This window comes from Streptomyces pseudovenezuelae, from assembly GCF_029892565.1.
GTDB classification, from domain to species: Bacteria; Actinomycetota; Actinomycetes; order Streptomycetales; family Streptomycetaceae; genus Streptomyces; species Streptomyces pseudovenezuelae_A.
This window is the reverse complement of record NZ_JARXVH010000011.1, coordinates 162,732-178,701: the sequence shown is the minus strand read 5'-3', so window position 1 is coordinate 178,701 and position 15,970 is coordinate 162,732. Positions and strand designations below refer to the sequence as shown.

General features: G+C 70.9%; 14 protein-coding genes and 2 pseudogenes. 11 read left to right on the top strand and 5 right to left on the bottom strand.

The window, feature by feature from the left end:
- Positions 1–18 precede the first annotated feature (18 nt).
- From M2283_RS31880 to M2283_RS31870, 3 genes are all read left to right on the top strand, one after another.
- Entirely contained in the window at positions 19–879 is an 861-nt protein-coding gene (locus M2283_RS31880) for a class II fructose-bisphosphate aldolase (protein ID WP_280879913.1), read from the top strand.
- Positions 880–968: 89 nt separating this feature from the next.
- Positions 969–1,313 carry an LLM class flavin-dependent oxidoreductase gene (locus tag M2283_RS31875; protein WP_280879912.1) on the top strand — a complete coding sequence of 115 codons (345 nt, stop codon included), beginning with the start codon at positions 969–971 and terminating at the stop codon, positions 1,311–1,313.
- Positions 1,314–1,440: 127 nt separating this feature from the next.
- On the top strand, positions 1,441–2,553 hold the full coding sequence (locus M2283_RS31870) for a helix-turn-helix domain-containing protein (protein WP_280879911.1): 1,113 nt from the start codon (positions 1,441–1,443) through the stop codon (positions 2,551–2,553).
- A gap of 61 nt (positions 2,554–2,614) precedes the next feature.
- Here the strand turns inward: M2283_RS31870 and M2283_RS31865 are convergent, their stop codons facing one another.
- The 3 genes from M2283_RS31865 to M2283_RS31855 are packed head-to-tail and all read right to left on the bottom strand — an operon-like array spanning position 2,615 to position 5,544.
- Positions 2,615–3,364, bottom strand: a complete 750-nt coding sequence (locus M2283_RS31865) for a D-Ala-D-Ala carboxypeptidase family metallohydrolase (protein ID WP_432423156.1) — start codon at positions 3,362–3,364, stop codon at positions 2,615–2,617.
- A gap of 36 nt (positions 3,365–3,400) precedes the next feature.
- A complete protein-coding gene (locus M2283_RS31860) occupies positions 3,401–3,817 on the bottom strand; it encodes a hypothetical protein (protein ID WP_280879909.1) in 417 nt (138 codons plus the stop codon).
- 32 nt (positions 3,818–3,849) lie between these two features.
- Positions 3,850–5,544 (bottom strand): GH25 family lysozyme, encoded by a 1,695-nt coding sequence (locus M2283_RS31855; RefSeq protein WP_280879908.1) that lies wholly within the window; start codon positions 5,542–5,544, stop codon positions 3,850–3,852.
- Between the two features lie 255 nt (positions 5,545–5,799).
- Between M2283_RS31855 and M2283_RS31850 the strand changes: the two are divergent.
- The 7 genes and pseudogenes from M2283_RS31850 (at position 5,800) to M2283_RS31820 (ending at position 13,153) form a co-directional block, all read left to right on the top strand.
- A pseudogene (locus M2283_RS31850) lies at positions 5,800–6,994 on the top strand (AAA family ATPase).
- 36 nt (positions 6,995–7,030) lie between these two features.
- Positions 7,031–7,348: pseudogene (locus M2283_RS31845) on the top strand (CoA transferase); the annotation flags it as partial.
- A gap of 58 nt (positions 7,349–7,406) precedes the next feature.
- A complete protein-coding gene (locus M2283_RS31840; protein WP_280879907.1) occupies positions 7,407–8,744 on the top strand; it encodes a CaiB/BaiF CoA transferase family protein in 1,338 nt (445 codons plus the stop codon).
- A complete protein-coding gene (locus M2283_RS31835; protein WP_280879906.1) occupies positions 8,741–10,261 on the top strand; it encodes an AMP-binding protein in 1,521 nt (506 codons plus the stop codon). The genes M2283_RS31840 and M2283_RS31835 overlap by 4 nt, the downstream gene beginning before the upstream one ends.
- 267 nt (positions 10,262–10,528) lie before the next feature.
- A complete protein-coding gene (locus tag M2283_RS31830; RefSeq protein WP_280879905.1) occupies positions 10,529–11,722 on the top strand; it encodes an RNA-guided endonuclease InsQ/TnpB family protein in 1,194 nt (397 codons plus the stop codon).
- A gap of 83 nt (positions 11,723–11,805) precedes the next feature.
- Positions 11,806–11,994 (top strand): chaplin, encoded by a 189-nt coding sequence (locus tag M2283_RS31825; RefSeq protein ID WP_280879904.1) that lies wholly within the window; start codon positions 11,806–11,808, stop codon positions 11,992–11,994.
- 238 nt (positions 11,995–12,232) lie between these two features.
- Positions 12,233–13,153, top strand: a complete 921-nt coding sequence (locus M2283_RS31820; protein WP_280879903.1) for an SGNH/GDSL hydrolase family protein — start codon at positions 12,233–12,235, stop codon at positions 13,151–13,153.
- 116 nt (positions 13,154–13,269) lie between these two features.
- Here M2283_RS31820 and M2283_RS31815 read toward each other — a convergent pair whose 3' ends face one another.
- Together M2283_RS31815 and M2283_RS31810 are read right to left on the bottom strand one after the other, a co-directional pair.
- On the bottom strand, positions 13,270–14,079 hold the full coding sequence (locus tag M2283_RS31815) for a class I SAM-dependent methyltransferase (protein WP_432423155.1): 810 nt from the start codon (positions 14,077–14,079) through the stop codon (positions 13,270–13,272).
- Between the two features lie 21 nt (positions 14,080–14,100).
- On the bottom strand, positions 14,101–15,234 hold the full coding sequence (locus M2283_RS31810) for a methyltransferase (RefSeq protein WP_280880058.1): 1,134 nt from the start codon (positions 15,232–15,234) through the stop codon (positions 14,101–14,103).
- A 67-nt stretch (positions 15,235–15,301) separates the two neighbouring features.
- Between M2283_RS31810 and M2283_RS31805 the strand changes: the two genes are divergently transcribed.
- Entirely contained in the window at positions 15,302–15,952 is a 651-nt protein-coding gene (locus M2283_RS31805) for an alpha-ketoglutarate-dependent dioxygenase AlkB family protein (RefSeq protein ID WP_280879901.1), read from the top strand.
- Positions 15,953–15,970 lie beyond the last annotated feature (18 nt).

Here is a 15,970-nt window from a genome sequence, read left to right as displayed (position 1 = left end):
GATCGGAAAGGAGAAGCCGTGCCCCTCGTCACCACCGGCGAACTGGTCACCCGCGCCACCGCCGCACACTCCGCCGTCCCCGCCTTCAACATCATCACGCTGGAACACGTCGAGGCCGTCATCGCCGGCGCCGAGGCCGCGCGGGCGCCCGTCGTCCTCCAAGTCAGCGAGAACGCCGTCAAGTTCCGCTACGGTCGCCTCCTCCCGCTCGCCCGCGCGGCCGTCGCCGCCGCCGAACGCGCCTCCGTACCCGTCGCGTTGCACCTCGACCACGTCCAGAGCGACGACCTGCTGCGCCAGGCGGTGACCGCCGGCTTCAGCTCGGTGATGTACGACGCGGCCCGACTGCCCTACCTCGACAACCTCGCCGCGACCCGGGCCGCCGCCGACTGGGCGCACTCCCAAGGGCTGTGGATCGAGGCCGAGTTGGGTCAGGTCGGCGGCAAGACCGGCGAACCCCCGCTGGACGCCCACGCGCCCGGCGCCCGTACCGATCCCGTGGAGGCGGGGGCCTTTGTCGCCGACTCCGGCGTGGACGCCCTCGCCGTCGCCGTCGGCAGCACGCACGCGATGACCACCCGCACCGCGACCCTCGACCACGCCCTGATCAAACGCCTCTCCGCCGCCCTGGACGTCCCCCTCGTCCTGCACGGCTCCTCCGGGGTGCCGGACGACGAACTCACCGCCGCGGTTGCGGGCGGCATCGCCAAGGTCAACGTCGGCACCGCCCTCAACCTCGCCATGACCGGCGCCATCCGCGACTTCCTCGCCGCCCACCCCGAGGCGGTCGACTCGCGCAAGTACCTGAGCGTGGGCCGGGAGGCGATGGCGGAGGCGGCCCGACGGATCATCCAGGTGCTGGGCGGGACATCGGCGTAGTCACGGCCATGGTCGGGGCCCTGCCGAGCGGATCGCTCAGCGGACCGATGGCGTTTGGCGGCTGCTCGGTCGTCCCTAGGGTCCTGTCCATGAGCGTTCCTGGCGACACGAGCACGGACAACGGCCCGCTGCGTATCGGGGTGCGGATCCCACCGTGCGACCGGGCCGACCGGGTGGCGCGGACCGTCCGGCGGGCCGAGGAGCTCGGGTTCGATCAAGTGTGGTTCCCCGACTCGCAGTTGCTGTGGCGGGACGTGTTCACCACACTGACCGCCGCGGCCCTGAGCACCGAGCGGATCAGCCTCGGCACCGCCGTCACCAACCTGGCGACCCGGCACCCGCAACGACGGGTTGGCGGAGGCCGCCGAGCGGCTGCGGACCGGGGAGGCGATCGGCAAGGTGGTGCTGGACCTGGGGTGATGTCTTCGTGCTGACTCGTTGTCAAATACTGTCAACAGAAAGGCTGTTGGTGGTCGCGTTACGGCACTGAAAGGACGCACACACTCCCTTCACGAGGTGTAGCTTCTACCCGTCAGTAGAGGCTTGAGCAAGGGGGGTTGCGTGGTTGCCTCTCCGCATGCCGAAAAGTTCGCCGCCCACCTTCGGATGCTGAAGGACCGCAGCCGCCGGGGCTACGACCGCCTCGGCAAGGAGGCGGGCGTCAGCGGTTCCAGTCTGCATCGGTACTGCTCCGGACTCAGCGTCCCCGCGGACTATCGGGTGGTGCACGCCTTCGCCAAGGTGTGCGGCGCCAGCGCGGAGGAACTTCGCGAACTCCACCGGCTGTGGGCGCTGGCGGACACCGACCGGGACGCACCGGCCGTGCCGGTCAAGGACGACCCGGAACCGGAACCGGACGAACCTGCTGCGCCCTTGCAGGCGAGTCCCGGGCCCGACGAGCCTGCGGCCGGGCCCGCCCAGGCGAGCCCGAGCCCCGGACCGGACGATGTCACCCCGCCGGAGATCGCCCCCGACGAGACCGGCAAGCCGCGACGGTCCCGGGTGCCCGAGAAATGGTCCTCCCGGTGGGCGGTACTGGCCGCCGTGGTCGCGGTGGTGCTGGTGGCCGGCTTCGTGTGGATGCCCGACAGCGGCACCGGCGTTACCCCACCCGCGGCCGGCGACAGGCTGCTGTACTCCCGCGCGTGCAAGTCCGTGACCATGGGGCAGCACGACGAGTGCGTGCGCGAGGTCCAGACCCTGTTGGCGCGGGCCAAGGGCAAGCTCGCCATCGACGGGGATTTCGGGCCGGAGACCCTGCGCCGGCTGACCGCGTTCCAGGTGCTGGCGGGATTGCCGGCCACCAGCGTGGCGGACGACGCCACCAAGAAGGCGCTCTACGAGCAGAAGGTGAGCATGACGACCTGGTCGCCGGCCGAGGTGGCGAAGCGGGTCCGTGAGGTGTTCGTCGAGGATCCCGACACCGCCGTGGCCATCGCCCGCTGCGCCTCGTTCCTCGACCCGCTGTGGGTGCTGCCCAACACCAACGGCAGCCGCAACTGGGGCGTGTTCCAGATCTCCGACGCCCGCCTGCGGGAGCTCGACGGCACGCCGCTGCGGGCGTTCGACCCGGAGTGGAACATCAAGGCGGCCCACCGGCTGTGGAGCGCCCGGCACGACTTCCACGACTGGCCCTCCTGCGAGGCGGCGTTGAAGGAGAAGGCGAAGAGCTGACGTCCGGAGCTCCGGGTACCGCCGAGGCGGTACCCGGAGCTCCGCTCCCCCGAAAGCGGCGTCAGACCGTGCCGCTCTCCCACCACCAGTCGCGGCCGAGGTCGGCCCGGCTGTCGACGTGCTGGTGGTCGACTGTGTACCTCTCAAGGCCGGAGAACCCGCAGGTCTCCGCCTTCTGGTAGACGGTCTTGGTGGCCACGCCGGGTACGTCCAGGTCGGCCGCGGTGCCGTACAGGTGCATGCTGTCGCTGGCCCCGCCGATGTCGGCGTTGTGCGCGATGCTCCGGAAGCCGGAGTTGACCGTGATCGGCTTGTCGCCCAGCTTCTTGCGCAGCGCCTCCAGCTTGTACATGCAGCGGCGGACGTTCTCCTTCACCTGCGCCGCGCTCACCTTGCCGCCGTTGAAGTTGCCCGCCGCCTGGTCCTCGAACTCGGACCAGTTGAAGTGGAGCGTGGAACCGTCCGACTGCTCCAGCGCGTTGAGCTTCGCCTGGGTGTTGGGCCCGACGCTGGCGTCGGCGGTGAGACCGTACGCCGTCTGGAACCGCTTCACGGCCGCGGCCGTACCGGGGCCGAAGTCCCCGTCGACGCCGACCCGGCTGTGGCTGGCGCTGTCCGCCGCCCAGCCCGCGATCCTGATCTGCAGCTCGGTCACGTCGGCGCCGGTGGCGCCCTCGTTCAGGGTGCGCGACCACGAATAGGCCTGTGCGACACCCGAGAAGAGCAGCTGCCCGAACGCGACGCCGGCACCGGCGGCGAGCGTGCCACGCAGCATGGTCCGGCGGTTCATGGGACTGAAGGAGGTCATCATCGTCCTTTCGGAGAACGGTGGTGGGGGGAGAGGAGATCAGTAGGCGATCTGGAACGTCACGTTCTGCGCGTCGGTGTCATAGGCGTGCACGCGCAGGACGAAGTGGGTGCCGTCCTTGACGTCGGTGGCGACGGTTCCCCACTCGGTACCGTGCGTGGTGTAGGCGTCGCCGTTGTTGCATTTGGTGGTGTGGTCGACGAACACCACACAGGCGTCCAGGTACACCCCCGGGATGTCCGTGATGAGCCGCATGTTGATGTCGCTGCACCGCGAGGACGTGGTGTAGGTGCCGTACTCCTTGGCGGCCGCCTGGTAGTGGTACGTCAGGGTCTTGGCGCCGCCGTAGCAGCTGACCGCGGCGGCCGAGGAGTGTGCGGAGGCGGGGACGGCGCCCGCTGCCAGCAGTGCGGCCGTGGCGAAGAGAGCCGAGGCGAACGCCTTGCTCCGGACCATGGTGGTCTCCGTTCGTTGAGGGGGCGGGGCGGTCAGAAGGCGATCTGCACGACGGCGTCGTCGCCCTCCAGGGGCACGCCGTTGGGCACCGTGAACTTGGTGCCGTCCAGGACGTCGGTGGCGATGGTCGTCCAGCTCCGGCCGACCTTCGTCCAGCGGTTGCAGGTGCCGGTCTTCGCGAACTTCACGCAGACGTTCAGGTAGTCCGCGGTGCCGCTGATGACGCGCATGTTGATGTCGATGCAACGGCTGGTGGTCCAGTAAGGGCCGAAGTCGAGTACGTCCCCGTAGCGGACCGTGACTGCTCCGCCGTAGCAACTCGTCGCGGCGGCAGTCGCGTTGGTGGCCGAGGCGGGCGCCGGAGCGGTGAGACCGGAGGTGCGGTTGGCCAGCCGGTCCAGGTCGGCCTGGGTGCCGTTGAACACGTCCCCGGTCGCAGGAGCGTGGATGCCCGGGAAGAGCGCGGCGTCGGTGTACTGCCACATCGCCCAGGTCGTCGAGCCGTTCGGCACCGGCGGCGAGGTGATCGACTGGCGGTAGTCCGCGAGTTGCAGCGGATACCGGGCGAACGCGGTGGTCGAACCCATGCAGTCGTCCAGGAAGGACTTCTGGGTGTAGATGATCGGCGTGCGGCCGAAGGCCGTCTCCACCTTGTCGAGCCAGGCCTTGGCGTCGGTCACCGTGCCGTAGGTGGGGCAGCGCCCACTGCCGTCGTCCATGCGTTCCAGGTCGAAGATCGGCGGCAGGTCGCCCGCGCGCTGCCCGGTGTAGCCGGTGGCCCGCACCGCGGCGATGAACCGGTCGGCCTGCGCGGGACCCGTGTCGGCCGCCGTGCCCGTGTAGAAGTGGTACGGCGCGACGGCCAGCCCCGCGGACCTGGCCGCGGCGAGGTCGGTGGCGAGGTATTCGTCGGTGACGTTCAGGCCCCGGGTGGCCTTGACCGTCGCGAACTCGACGCCCGAGGCCTTCACGGCCTTCCAGTCGATCGGCGCGCCACCGGGGTGCTGGTACTTGGCGGTGTCGAGGCCGTCGATCGGGTAGCCGGCGGGGCGCGGTGGCGTGCAGTACGTGTTACGGCTGGACCAGTCCACCAACTTCGCCCAGGTGTTGGGGCCCACGACGCCGTCGGCACTGAGGTTGGCGCAGTGCTGGAGCTCGATGACGCGGGACTGGGTCCCGCCCCCGAAGTCGCCGTCGATCGTCAGCGGCGCGTAGTGGAACGGCTCCATGGCCAGGTTCAGCCGGCACTGGAGCTCCTCGACCTCGGTGCCCTTCGCACCCTGTTGCAGCGTCGGCCGCGTGTCGGTGTGGCCGCACACGGTCGTCTGCGCGGTGCTCGACGTGCCCTGGGTGGCGCAGGTGTGCGGCTGTGCGGCCCAGGTGTTGAGCGCCGCCCAGGTCTGCGGGCCGAGCACACCGTCCACGCCCAGCCCGGCACACCTCTGGAAGTCCTTGACGCGCGCCGCCGACGCCGGCCCGAACGAGCCGTCCGCCGCGATCGGCGTGTACTTGCTCGGCTTCGTCGCCAGATTGAGCTGACACTGCGCCTCGACCGCCGCGTCCCCCGTCGATCCCTGCTGCAGCGTGGGCTGTGCGCTCGTATGCCCGCAGACGGCGACCGCGGCGGTGGCTGCGGACTGCGCAGCCTGCACCACCGTGGGCCCGTACAGGGGCAGGACCACTGCCACGGCGAGGGTCAGACCCCGCAGAAGCGTCCTTTGTCCCATCTGGTGTTCCCCCTCTGATGAGTCGCCGGAAGACCCGGCAGGCTCATGCTGGCGCGGCTGCCCCGAAGGCCGGATCCTCCGGCCCCCGGTTGGGACGCCGGGACGGTCCCACGCCTGTGACCTGTGGGGACGGACCATCGCTGGGACGCACGCGGGATACGGGGGGCGGGAGGTGTACCCGGTCTCCGCGCTATCTTGCTCGGGCAATGGGCTGTCTCGTCGGCCCGACACGACGTCACGGTCTGGGAGTTGGCTATGGGGGCATCGGACTCGCAGGACACGGCCGAGAGGTTACGGGCGATCAGCGGCGAGCTGGCGGACCGTTTCTACGAGCGGGCCGACGCAGTGCGCACGCTGATCGTGACGCTGCTGGCCGGGCAGCACTCCCTGGTGCTCGGCCCACCCGGCACGGCGAAGTCCGAGTTGGCCCGAGAACTCACGGGCCGGGTCGAGGGGGCGGCGTACTGGGAGATCCTCCTGTCGAAGTTCACCGCGCCGACGCGGATGTTCGGCCCCATCGACGTCGCCGCGCTGGCCCGAGGTGAGTACCGTCAGGTCTACGACCGCCACGACCGCGCACATCGCGTTCATCGACGAGATCTTCAAGTGCTCCACGGCGGCCCTGAACGAGACCCTGGGCTACCTCAACGAGCGGATCTACCACCCCGAGAGCGGCGGCGAACCCATCCGCTGCCCGCTGATCGGGGCCATCACGGCGAGCAACGAACTGCCCAGCGGCGAGGACACGGCCGCGATCTACGACCGCCTGCTGGTGCGGATCGAGGTCGGATACCTCGCCGACCCCTCGAACTTCGCCGCGCTGGTCCGCTCCGCCGTCAGCCGCCCGGCGGCACCGACCCGGACCACCGTCGAACTGGCCGCGTTGCGGCACGCCGTGACCGAAGCCGTCCCCGCCGTGGACGTCCCCGACGCGATCGTGGACGCGGTGTGCACGCTACGAGCCGCCCTGCGCCGCAGGGAACTCATCGCCTCCGACCGCCGCTGGCGGCAGTCGGTGGGCCTGCTCCAGGCGTCCGCGTACCTCGACGGCCGCCCCGCGGTCGCCGAGACCGACCTGTCGGTGCTGACCCACGTGCTGTGGGACTCCCCGGCCCAACGTCCGACGGTCGAGCGCGAGGTGCTGCACCTGGTCAACCCCGACGCCAAGGAGGCACTCGAACTGGCCGACACCATCGAGGAGTTGGAGGCCCAGCTCGACGCCATGGCCGGGCAGTCCCGGGAGGCGCTGAGCGAGTGGGTCATCAAGAAGGCCCACAACCAGCTCGCGACGGCGGGCAAGCGACTGGAGAAACTCCGCGAGGAGGCGGCGACCGCCGGCCGCTCCACCGCCGCCATCGACCGCGTCACCGGCCGTCAGCGAGCCGTGCGCGCCCGTGTCCTCACCGAGGCACTCGGTATGGACGCGAGCATGGTGCAGGCGCAGCTCTGAACACTGAGGGAAGGGACAAGGGGGACAGGGCCATGAGTGAGACACCGGGCACGCTCGACGAACTGGCCCGCCGGGAAGCGGTCGGTCGTCCCCGCCTCGCCCGAGGAGTTGCGCGCTCTCCTCACCACCGCCGACGTGCTGCTCGACGGGAGCCCGAGCGGCGCCGAGGCGATCGTGGCAGGGCTCGACGACCTCGTACACGTCCGCGTCACCCCCCTCGGGCTGCTCGGCCCCCGTACCGACTGGCAGGGCACCGACCTCGTGATCGCCGCGCTGGGCGGCATGCTCGCGCAGGTCGGCGACCCCGACGGCCCGCCGCTGCGACTCCCGGAGCACCAGGCCGAGCAGCTCGCCGGCGTCAACGCGGCCATCGCCGCCCTGCTCGGCCTCCGCGCCCGGCGCACCGGCCCGGGTGCAGGAACTGGACGTACCCGCTCCGGGCGCGGACCAGGATGTGGTCCGCGAACGCTCTCCGAGGTCTTCCGCCGCGACCAGCACACCAGCCCCCGCACGCACCGCCCCGGTCGGGCAGGCCCCCACAGCTCCCGCCCTCCAAGGCATCCGCGTCCTGGACCTCACCTGGGTCCTCGCCGGCCCGTACTGCACCAAGATCCTCGCCGACCACGGCGCCGACGTGATCAAGGTCGAGTCGTCCGGGCGCCCCGACCCCACCCGCTTCGCCCCCTTCATGCACCTCTCCCGCGGCCCCCACACGGACCCGAACACCAACGGCTACTTCAACGAGGTCAACCGCAACAAACGCAGCATCGCCCTCGACACCCGAACCGACGAAAGCGTCGCCGTCCTCCGCGAACTCATCGCCCACTCCGACGTCCTCGTGGAGAACTTCAGCTCCACGGTCACGAGGAAACTCGGCCTGGGCTATGAGGAGTTGTCCCGGATCAACCCGGACCTCGTGTACGTCAGCATGTCGGGCATGGGGCACACCGGACCGCGCAACGGCTGGGTGTCGTACGCCGACACGGTCTCGGCCAGCGCGGGCCTGACCGGACTGACCGGCTGGGGACCGGACGACGTGGTCGGGGTGATCTACGGACACGGCGACATCGTCGCGGGCCTCCAGGCCGCCCTCGCCACGGTAGCCGTGCTGGAACACCGTGCCGTCACCGGACGCGGGCAGCACGTCGACCTCTCCCAACTGGAGGCGATCGCCGCCCACATGGGCACCAGCCTCCTCGGCGGACCCGCAGTGAAGCCGAGCGGCAACACCCACCCGAGCTGGAGCCCGCAGGGCGTCTACCGCTGCCTCGGCGCCGACCGCTGGCTGGCCATCAGCGTGCGCGACGACACCGAGTGGGCGGCGCTGTGCGAGGTGATCGGCCGCCCCGAACTCGCCACCGACGAACGGACCCGTACGGCCGAGACGCGCAGACATGCGACGCACCTGGTCGATGCCGTGCTTGGGGAGTGGACCCGCACGCTGCCCGCCGACGCGGCCGCCGAGTCCTTCCAGGCACACGGCGTTCCGGCCGGAGCCGTGCAGGACGGACGCGAACTCGTCGAGCACGACCCGCAGTTGAGGGCCCGCAGCTTCTACGTGCGCAAGGAGCACCCCGTCGCGGGAGCCTTCCTCCACGAGGGCGTCCCGATCCGCCTCACCCGCACGCCCGGCGGGATCCGCGAGGCCGCGCCCATGCTCGGCGCCGACACCGACGCCGTACTGAGCGAGGTGGCGGGGTTCTCGACGGAGCGCATCCAGCGGCTCCGGGAGGCCGGAGTCCTGCGGTGATCGACACCATCCCCGGCCTCCTCGACGCGGCGGCCGGAGAGTTCGGCGAACGGACCTTCCTGCGGGTGGGGAAGGTGACACGGACGTACGCGGAGACCCGTACGGCCGCTGCCACGATGGCCGGAGCGCTCGCCGGGCGGGGCTGCCGACCGGGCGACCGCGTCGCCGTCATGGCCGACAACCGGATCGAGGTCGTCGACCTCATCCTCGGGTGTGCCTGGCTGGGGGCGGTGCTGGTCCCGCTCAACACCGGTCTGCGGGGCGCCGGGCTCCGGGAGGTGCTGCGGGGGGCGGAACCGCAATTCCTGCTGGCGGAAGAGGAGGTGGTTGAACGGGTCGTGGCGGCTGGATTCCAGGGAGAGTTGTGGGTCGTCGGCGGGGACGACGTCCCGGCGCCGGGCGTGAGCCACGCCCGGCCGGCGGCCCAAGTACGCCCGGACGACACCGCCTTCGTCCTGTTCACCTCGGGCACCACGGGAACGGCGCGAGGCGTGCGCTGCCCGCACGCCCAGACCGTCTGGTGGGGGCGCAACGTCGCGGACTCGCTCCGCCTCACCTCCGACGACGTGCTGTACACCTGCCTGCCGCTCTTCCACACCAACGCCCTCAACACCCTGGCGCACGCCATGGCCGTGGGGGCGAGCTGCGTGATCGGCGAGCGGTTCTCCGCCGCGCGTCACTGGGAGCGGGTGGCCGAGGCCGGTGCCACGGTCGTCTACTTGCTGGGCGCGATGGTGCCCATGCTGGTCGCCCAGCCCCCGAGCCCCGCCGACCGCGCGCACCGGGCCTGGCGCGGGCTCTCCCCGGCCACCCCCGGCACCGCGTGGGAGCCCTTCCGTGACCGGTTCGGGGTGACTCTCGTCGACGGCTTCGGCTCCACGGAGACGAACCTCGTCATCGGGTCGACGCCCGAGGACCAGCGGCCCGGTTACCTCGGCACCGTGCGCGAAGGCTTCGCCGCGCGCGTGGTCGACGACGGCCTTCACCCGGTCCCGGACGGGTTCCCCGGCGAGCTGGTGGTCCGTAGCACTCGCGAACTCGCCTTCTCCACCGGCTACTTGGGGGAGCCCCGGCCGGCCCCCGATGCGTGGCGGCGGACAGGTGACCGGGTGATCCGCGAGCCCGACGGATGGTTCCGTTTCGTCGACCGGATCAAGGACGTCATCCGTCGGCGCGGCGAGAACGTCTCCTCGCAGGAGGTGGAGTCGGCCGTCCGCTCGCACCCGGCGGTCGCCGACGCGGCGGCCTTCCCGGTGCCCTCTGAGCTGGCCGAGGACGAGGTGATGGTCGCGGTCGTCCCCGGGCCCGGCCACTTGCTGGACCCCCGGGACCTTGCACGGCATTGCGCCGGCGAGCTGCCCGCCTTCGCGGTGCCCCGGTACATCGACGCCGTCCTGGAGCTGCCGCTCACCGCTACCGGCAAGGTCCGCAAGGCGGTCCTTCGGGAGCGCGGGGTCACCGCCACCACCTGGGACCGCGAGGCCTCCGACCCGGGGCCGCGGTCGCTGCCGGTCTGAGGGCCTGAACGGGCGGTCGCCACCCGTTCGGACGCCGAAGAGTGTCGGGGTCCCCCGAAGCACCGGCAGCGTGGAGGGACATGCCCCTCCGAGTGACAGGAGTTCTTCATCGGGGCTCTCCTTTGTGGATACCCCCGGCTTCAGCCGGGGGAGGAAACGAAGCTCCTGCGAAGCAGGGCAGGAAAGCCGGTCCGCCCGGGCGGACCGGCGTGCGCCATCCACCGGCCGACAACTGTCGATCACACGGAATCCGATAAGGTGTGAGGCATGGCGCGGCAGGTCAAGCGGGCGTTCAAGTACCGCTTTTACCCCACAGGCGAGCAGGCGGCGGAGTTGTCGCGCACGTTCGGCTGCGTGCGTCTCGTCTACAACAAGGCGCTGGAGGAACGCACGCGGGCTTGGTACGGCGAGCAGCGCCGTCTGTCCTACGTGCAGTCGTCGGCCGCTCTGACGCAGTGGAAGAAGACCGGGGAGCTGGCCTTCCTGACGGAGGTGTCCTCGGTTCCGCTGCAGCAGGCGCTGCGCCATCTGCAGACGGCGTTCGGGAACTTCTTCGCCCAGCGCGCGCAGTACCCGCGCTACAAGTCCCGCAAGAAATCCCGCGCGTCGGCCGAGTACACCCGCTCCGCCTTCACGTGGCGCGAGGGACGGCTGACGCTGGCCAGGATGGCCGGTGCGCTGGACATCCGCTGGTCGCGTCCACTGCCCCAGGGCCAGGAGCCGACCACGGCGACCGTCTCCCGCGACAGTGCGGGACGCTGGTTTGTGTCCCTGCTGTGCCAGGACACCATCGCCCCGGCCACCGCCACCACAGCGGCCGTCGGCCTGGACGCCGGGATCACCTCCCTGGTGACGCTGTCCACCGGTGAGAAGGTCACCAACCCCCGGCACGAGCGGCGTGACCGCGCCAGGCTGGCCAGGGCGCAGCGTGAACTGTCGCGGAAGGCCAAGGGCTCGGCGAACCGGCAGAAGGCCCGCGAGCGGGTTGCCCGCGTGCATGCGCGGATCGCCGACCGGCGCCGCGACCACCTGCACAAGCTGTCGACCCGGCTCGTCCGTGAGAACCAAACGGTCGTGATCGAGGACCTCACCGTCCGCAACCTGCTGAACAACCACACACTGGCGCGCGCCATCTCGGATGCGTCGTGGAGGCACCTGCGGTCGATGCTGGAGTACAAGTGCGCTTGGTATGGGCGTGAACTCGTCGTGGTCGACCGCTTCTTCCCCAGCAGCAAGCTGTGCGGGAACTGCGGCACGGTCGCGGCGAAGCTGGCGCTGAATGTCCGCGCGTGGACGTGCGACACCTGTGGTGTCGTGCACGACCGCGACATCAACGCGGCACGCAACATCAAGGCGGCCGGGCTGGCCGTCTCGGCCTGTGGAGCCGGTGTAAGACCTCACGGGAGCACTCCTGGCGGGCAGCCGGCGTCGAAGCAGGAACCCCTACAGCGCGAGCCGTAGGAATCCCCCTCCTTCAGGAGGGGGAAGAAGTCAAGAGGAAGCGTCTGACGGCAGCAGCGGTCGGTCTGGCGGGTGCGGCGTTGATGCTGTGTGCCGGTACGGCGAGCGCGGACCCGGACCCTTCGGGAGTCGCCACCGACAGCCCGGGCGTCCTCTCCGGAAACGTCGTACAGGTGCCCGTGGACCTGGACCTGAACGTGTGCGGCAACTCGATCGACATCATCGGTCTGCTCAACCCGGCGGTGGGCAACCACTGCGAGGACGCGGACTGACGAGCCGTACGGACACCGTCGGCACTCACGCCTGACAACGAGCCGTGGGCTTCGCGCCCACGGCTCGTTGTGCGTGTCGTGGGGCGCCGGGCGGACGGCCTTCCGCCTCTACGTTCGAATTTATTGCTGCCGACCCCTGGCCCCCGGGACTTACCGACCGGTATACAAGCTCAGTTGAATGAGCGAGGACTTCACCGGGCCCGTCCCGTTGTGTCGACTCGGATCAGGGGGGATCTTCATGACGCGTGAGCTGAATCCGGCCGCAACGGCAGCCAGTCGCCGCAGGGTTGTGGCGGCCGCGGCGGCGGTCAGTGGTTGCGCGCTCGTCGTCGCTTCCGCGGCACCCGCGGCGGCGCACGGTTCGGGCCACGACCGTCATACGCGGTACGTGGCGCTCGGCGACTCCTACACCGCGGGCCCGAACATCCCGACCCAGGTGGACGCCAACTGCGCCCGCTCCGACCACAATTACCCCTCGCTGGTGGCGGCGGACCGCCGAGGGACGGTGCTCAAGGACGTGAGCTGCAGCGGTGCGACCACCGAGGAGATGTGGAAGGCGCAGGGCACGAACGCCCCTCAACTCAACGCGGTCCAGCGCGACACCGATCTGGTGACCGTCCAGATCGGCGGCAACGACATCGGATTCAGCACCATCATCGGCACCTGCGCCAAGCTCAGCTCCACGGACCTGACGGGCAATCCGTGCCAGAAGTACTACACCTCGTCCGGGTCCGACCAGTTGGTGCTGAACATCCTCAACACCGCGCCGAAGGTCACCCGGGTACTCCGGGCCATCCACGCGAAGGCACCGCACGCGCGCGTGCTCGTCGTCGGCTACCCGGACCTCCTGCCCGACGACGGCAGCGGCTGCTATCCCTCCGTGCCCTTCGCCGCCAAGGACTTCGCCTACCTCCGGGACACCGGGAAGCGGCTCAACCTGATGCTGCGCCTGGTGGCCGGGCTGAACCGGGCGGAGTACGTCGACACGTACAAGCCGACCGTCGGCCACGACATGTGCAAGTCGCCGGCGGACCGCTGGATCGAGCCGCTGCAGCCGGCCTCCCCGGCGGCTCCCGCACACCCCAACGCCAAGGGCGAGGCTGTCATGGCGGGTGCCGTGCTGAAGCGCCTGGAGGGCCGGCACGGGCACGGGCGCTGACGTAGCGGAGGGGCGACGAGAACGCGGGTGGTGACGGTGTCCCGTCCATGGGTCTCGGCGAGCTCGTCGCCATCGGCACAGCGCTGCCGGTGCTGAACCTGGTGTCCGCGGGGCGATCATCGTGCTGGCCTTCGCGCTGTTCGCCGTCGCGCGGTGAGAACGGGCTGGTAGTAGCCGCCGGCCGCGGGAGCGTGCCACTCGACGTCCACGAAACCGGCCGCCTCCACGAAGTGCGTCAACTCCGCCCGTGTCAGCGCCCAGTAGGTCGTCCGCCGCACGCGCACCGCCCACCCCGCGCCCTTCGGCACGAGCTGGAAGTGCTCCAAGTCGTAGCGCTCGCCGTCCTCGTGCCAGTGCCACAGCTGGAAGGCGATCGTCCTGCCGTCGGAGGTCTCCGAGACCTGCGGCGGCGCGGCGGCGGGCCGGGACCGGCGGGTCTCGGCGTAGTCCCGGACGGTGAGAACCAGCAGCCCGTCGTCCCGCAGCACGCGCCGCATGCCCGCGAGTGCCGCCTCGACGTCCGGGCCGGTCAGCAGGTGGGGGAGCGCGTTGTCGGCGCAGAGCACGACGTCGAAGGCGGCGGGCGCGAACGGCGGCCGGCGCATGTCGGCCACGGCCACCCGGAGTCGGGCGCCCCGAGCCGCGCCCTCGGCCGCCGCCCGTGCGGCGGCCACCGGGCTCAGGTCGCTGCCCACGACCCGGTGCCCGGCCCGGGCCAGCCCGATCGCCTGGGTCCCGATCCCGCACGCGCAGTCCAGCACCCGGTGCGGTCCCGACCCGAGGCGACCGCGGACGAGCGCGTCCAGCACCGTCGCCTGGTGCGCCATGCTCGCGTCCCAGTCGCCGAAGATCCGGTGGTAGTCGGGAGCCAGCGCGTCGTAGAAGTCCCGCACGGACGAAACGTCGGAGTCGGACACGCGCCTCACGCTAGCGCCCCCGCTCCCGGCCTACTCCTTGACCGCCCTCAGCACCACGAACTTCGGGTCACCGGCGACGAGTTCACAGTTGCCGAACAGTCGCTTCAGCTTTGCGTGGTACCCCAGGTGCCGGTTGCCGATCACCCACAGTTCGCCACCCGGCCCGAGCACCCGCTGAGCCCCGGTGAACATCCGCCAGGCCGTCGCGTCCGTGGTCGCCTGGTGCGAGTGGAAGGGCGGGTTGTTGAGCACGAGGTCCACGCTGCCGTCGGCCACTCCGGTGAGCCCGTCCCCGACGCGGAACTCGGCGTGTCCGGGCACCCCGTTCGCCTTGTACGTCGCTTCCGCGGAGGCGACGGCCTGGAACGACTCGTCGACGAACAGCACTTCGGTGTCCGGATCGGCGAGCGCCATCGCCGTACCGACGACACCGTTCCCGCAGCCCAGGTCCACCACGCGGCGGGCGCCGCTCCCGGTGGGCAGGTGGCGCAGGAAGAAGCGTGTTCCGATGTCGAGCCGGTCGGCGCAGAAGACGCCCGCGTGGTTGACGACGGTGTGCCCGGACACCGCGCCGACGCCGTCGGGCAGCGCGTAGCTGTACGGCCAGGGGTTGGTCCCGCGCCTCAGGGACGGATCGGGCGTGCAGAAGATCAGGCGGGCCTTCTTGTCCGCGAGGGAGGTGCGGGTCGGTCCGAGGATCCGCTCGAACAGGCGCAGCGTCGAGGTGTGGATCTCCTTGACCATGCCGGTGCCGACGACCACCGTGCCCGCGTGCACCCCGGGCGCCAGCCGGTGCAACTGGTCCTCCAGGAGTGCCAGGCTCTTCGGTACCCGCACCAGGAGCACGTCGACCCGGTCGGGCGGCGGATCCTGGGTGGTGAGCAGCTGCACGGCACCGATCCCGACCCCGGCGCGGCCCAGGTTGGCCCGGGTCGCCTCCCGGGTGAGGAAGGAGTCGGTGACCTGCACGGGTTCGTACTCCGCGAGGGCGGTGACCAGGGCGCCCCAGCGGTCGCCCACGACCACGACGGTGCCGGACAGAGAGGTGCCCTCTTCCGCGAGGTGCCTGAGCAGATACTCGTCGGAGGCGTCCCAGGCACGGAGCCGGTCACGCGGGTCCTCGGGGAAACGGGCCAGCTCGCGCTCGCCCCACGGCGTCGTCATACGGTCGTTCATTGTCCTCAAGGCTAGCGGAGCCGCAGCTCAGGCCCGTTCGGGCAGGATGGAGGCCATGGACGAGGCCGAGTTGTTCCCCCGCGAGCGCACCGAAGTCGCGCCGGGCGCGGTCCACGTACCGCACTGGCTGGACCCCCGTGAGCAACGCGAGCTGGTGGAGGCGTGCCGCGTCTGGGCCCGCCCGCCGGCCGGTCTGCGCACCGTCCGCACCCCCGGCGGCGGCACGATGACCGCCCGCCAGGTCTGCCTCGGCCTGCACTGGTATCCGTACGCCTATGCCCGTACGGCCGTCGACGGTGACGGCGCTCCGGTGAAGCCGTTCCCTGCCTGGCTGGGTGAGCTGGGCCGACGGGCCGTGACCGACGCGCTCGGGCCGCAGCCGACGCCTGCGGACTACGACATCGCCCTGATCAACTTCTACGACGGCGATGCCCGCATGGGCATGCACCGTGACGCCGACGAGAAGTCGGACGCCCCGGTGGTGTCCCTGAGCCTGGGCGACACCTGCGTCTTCCGCTTCGGCAACCCCGAGACCCGTACCAAGCCGTACACGGACGTCGAACTGCGCAGCGGCGACCTGTTCGTCTTCGGCGGACCGTCCCGTCTCGCGTACCACGGGGTGCCCAGGGTGCACCCGGGTACCGCGCCACCGGACCTGGGGCTGACAGGGCGGCTGAACATCACGCTCCGGGTCGGCGGCCTGTAGCCGCCGCACCTGCGGATC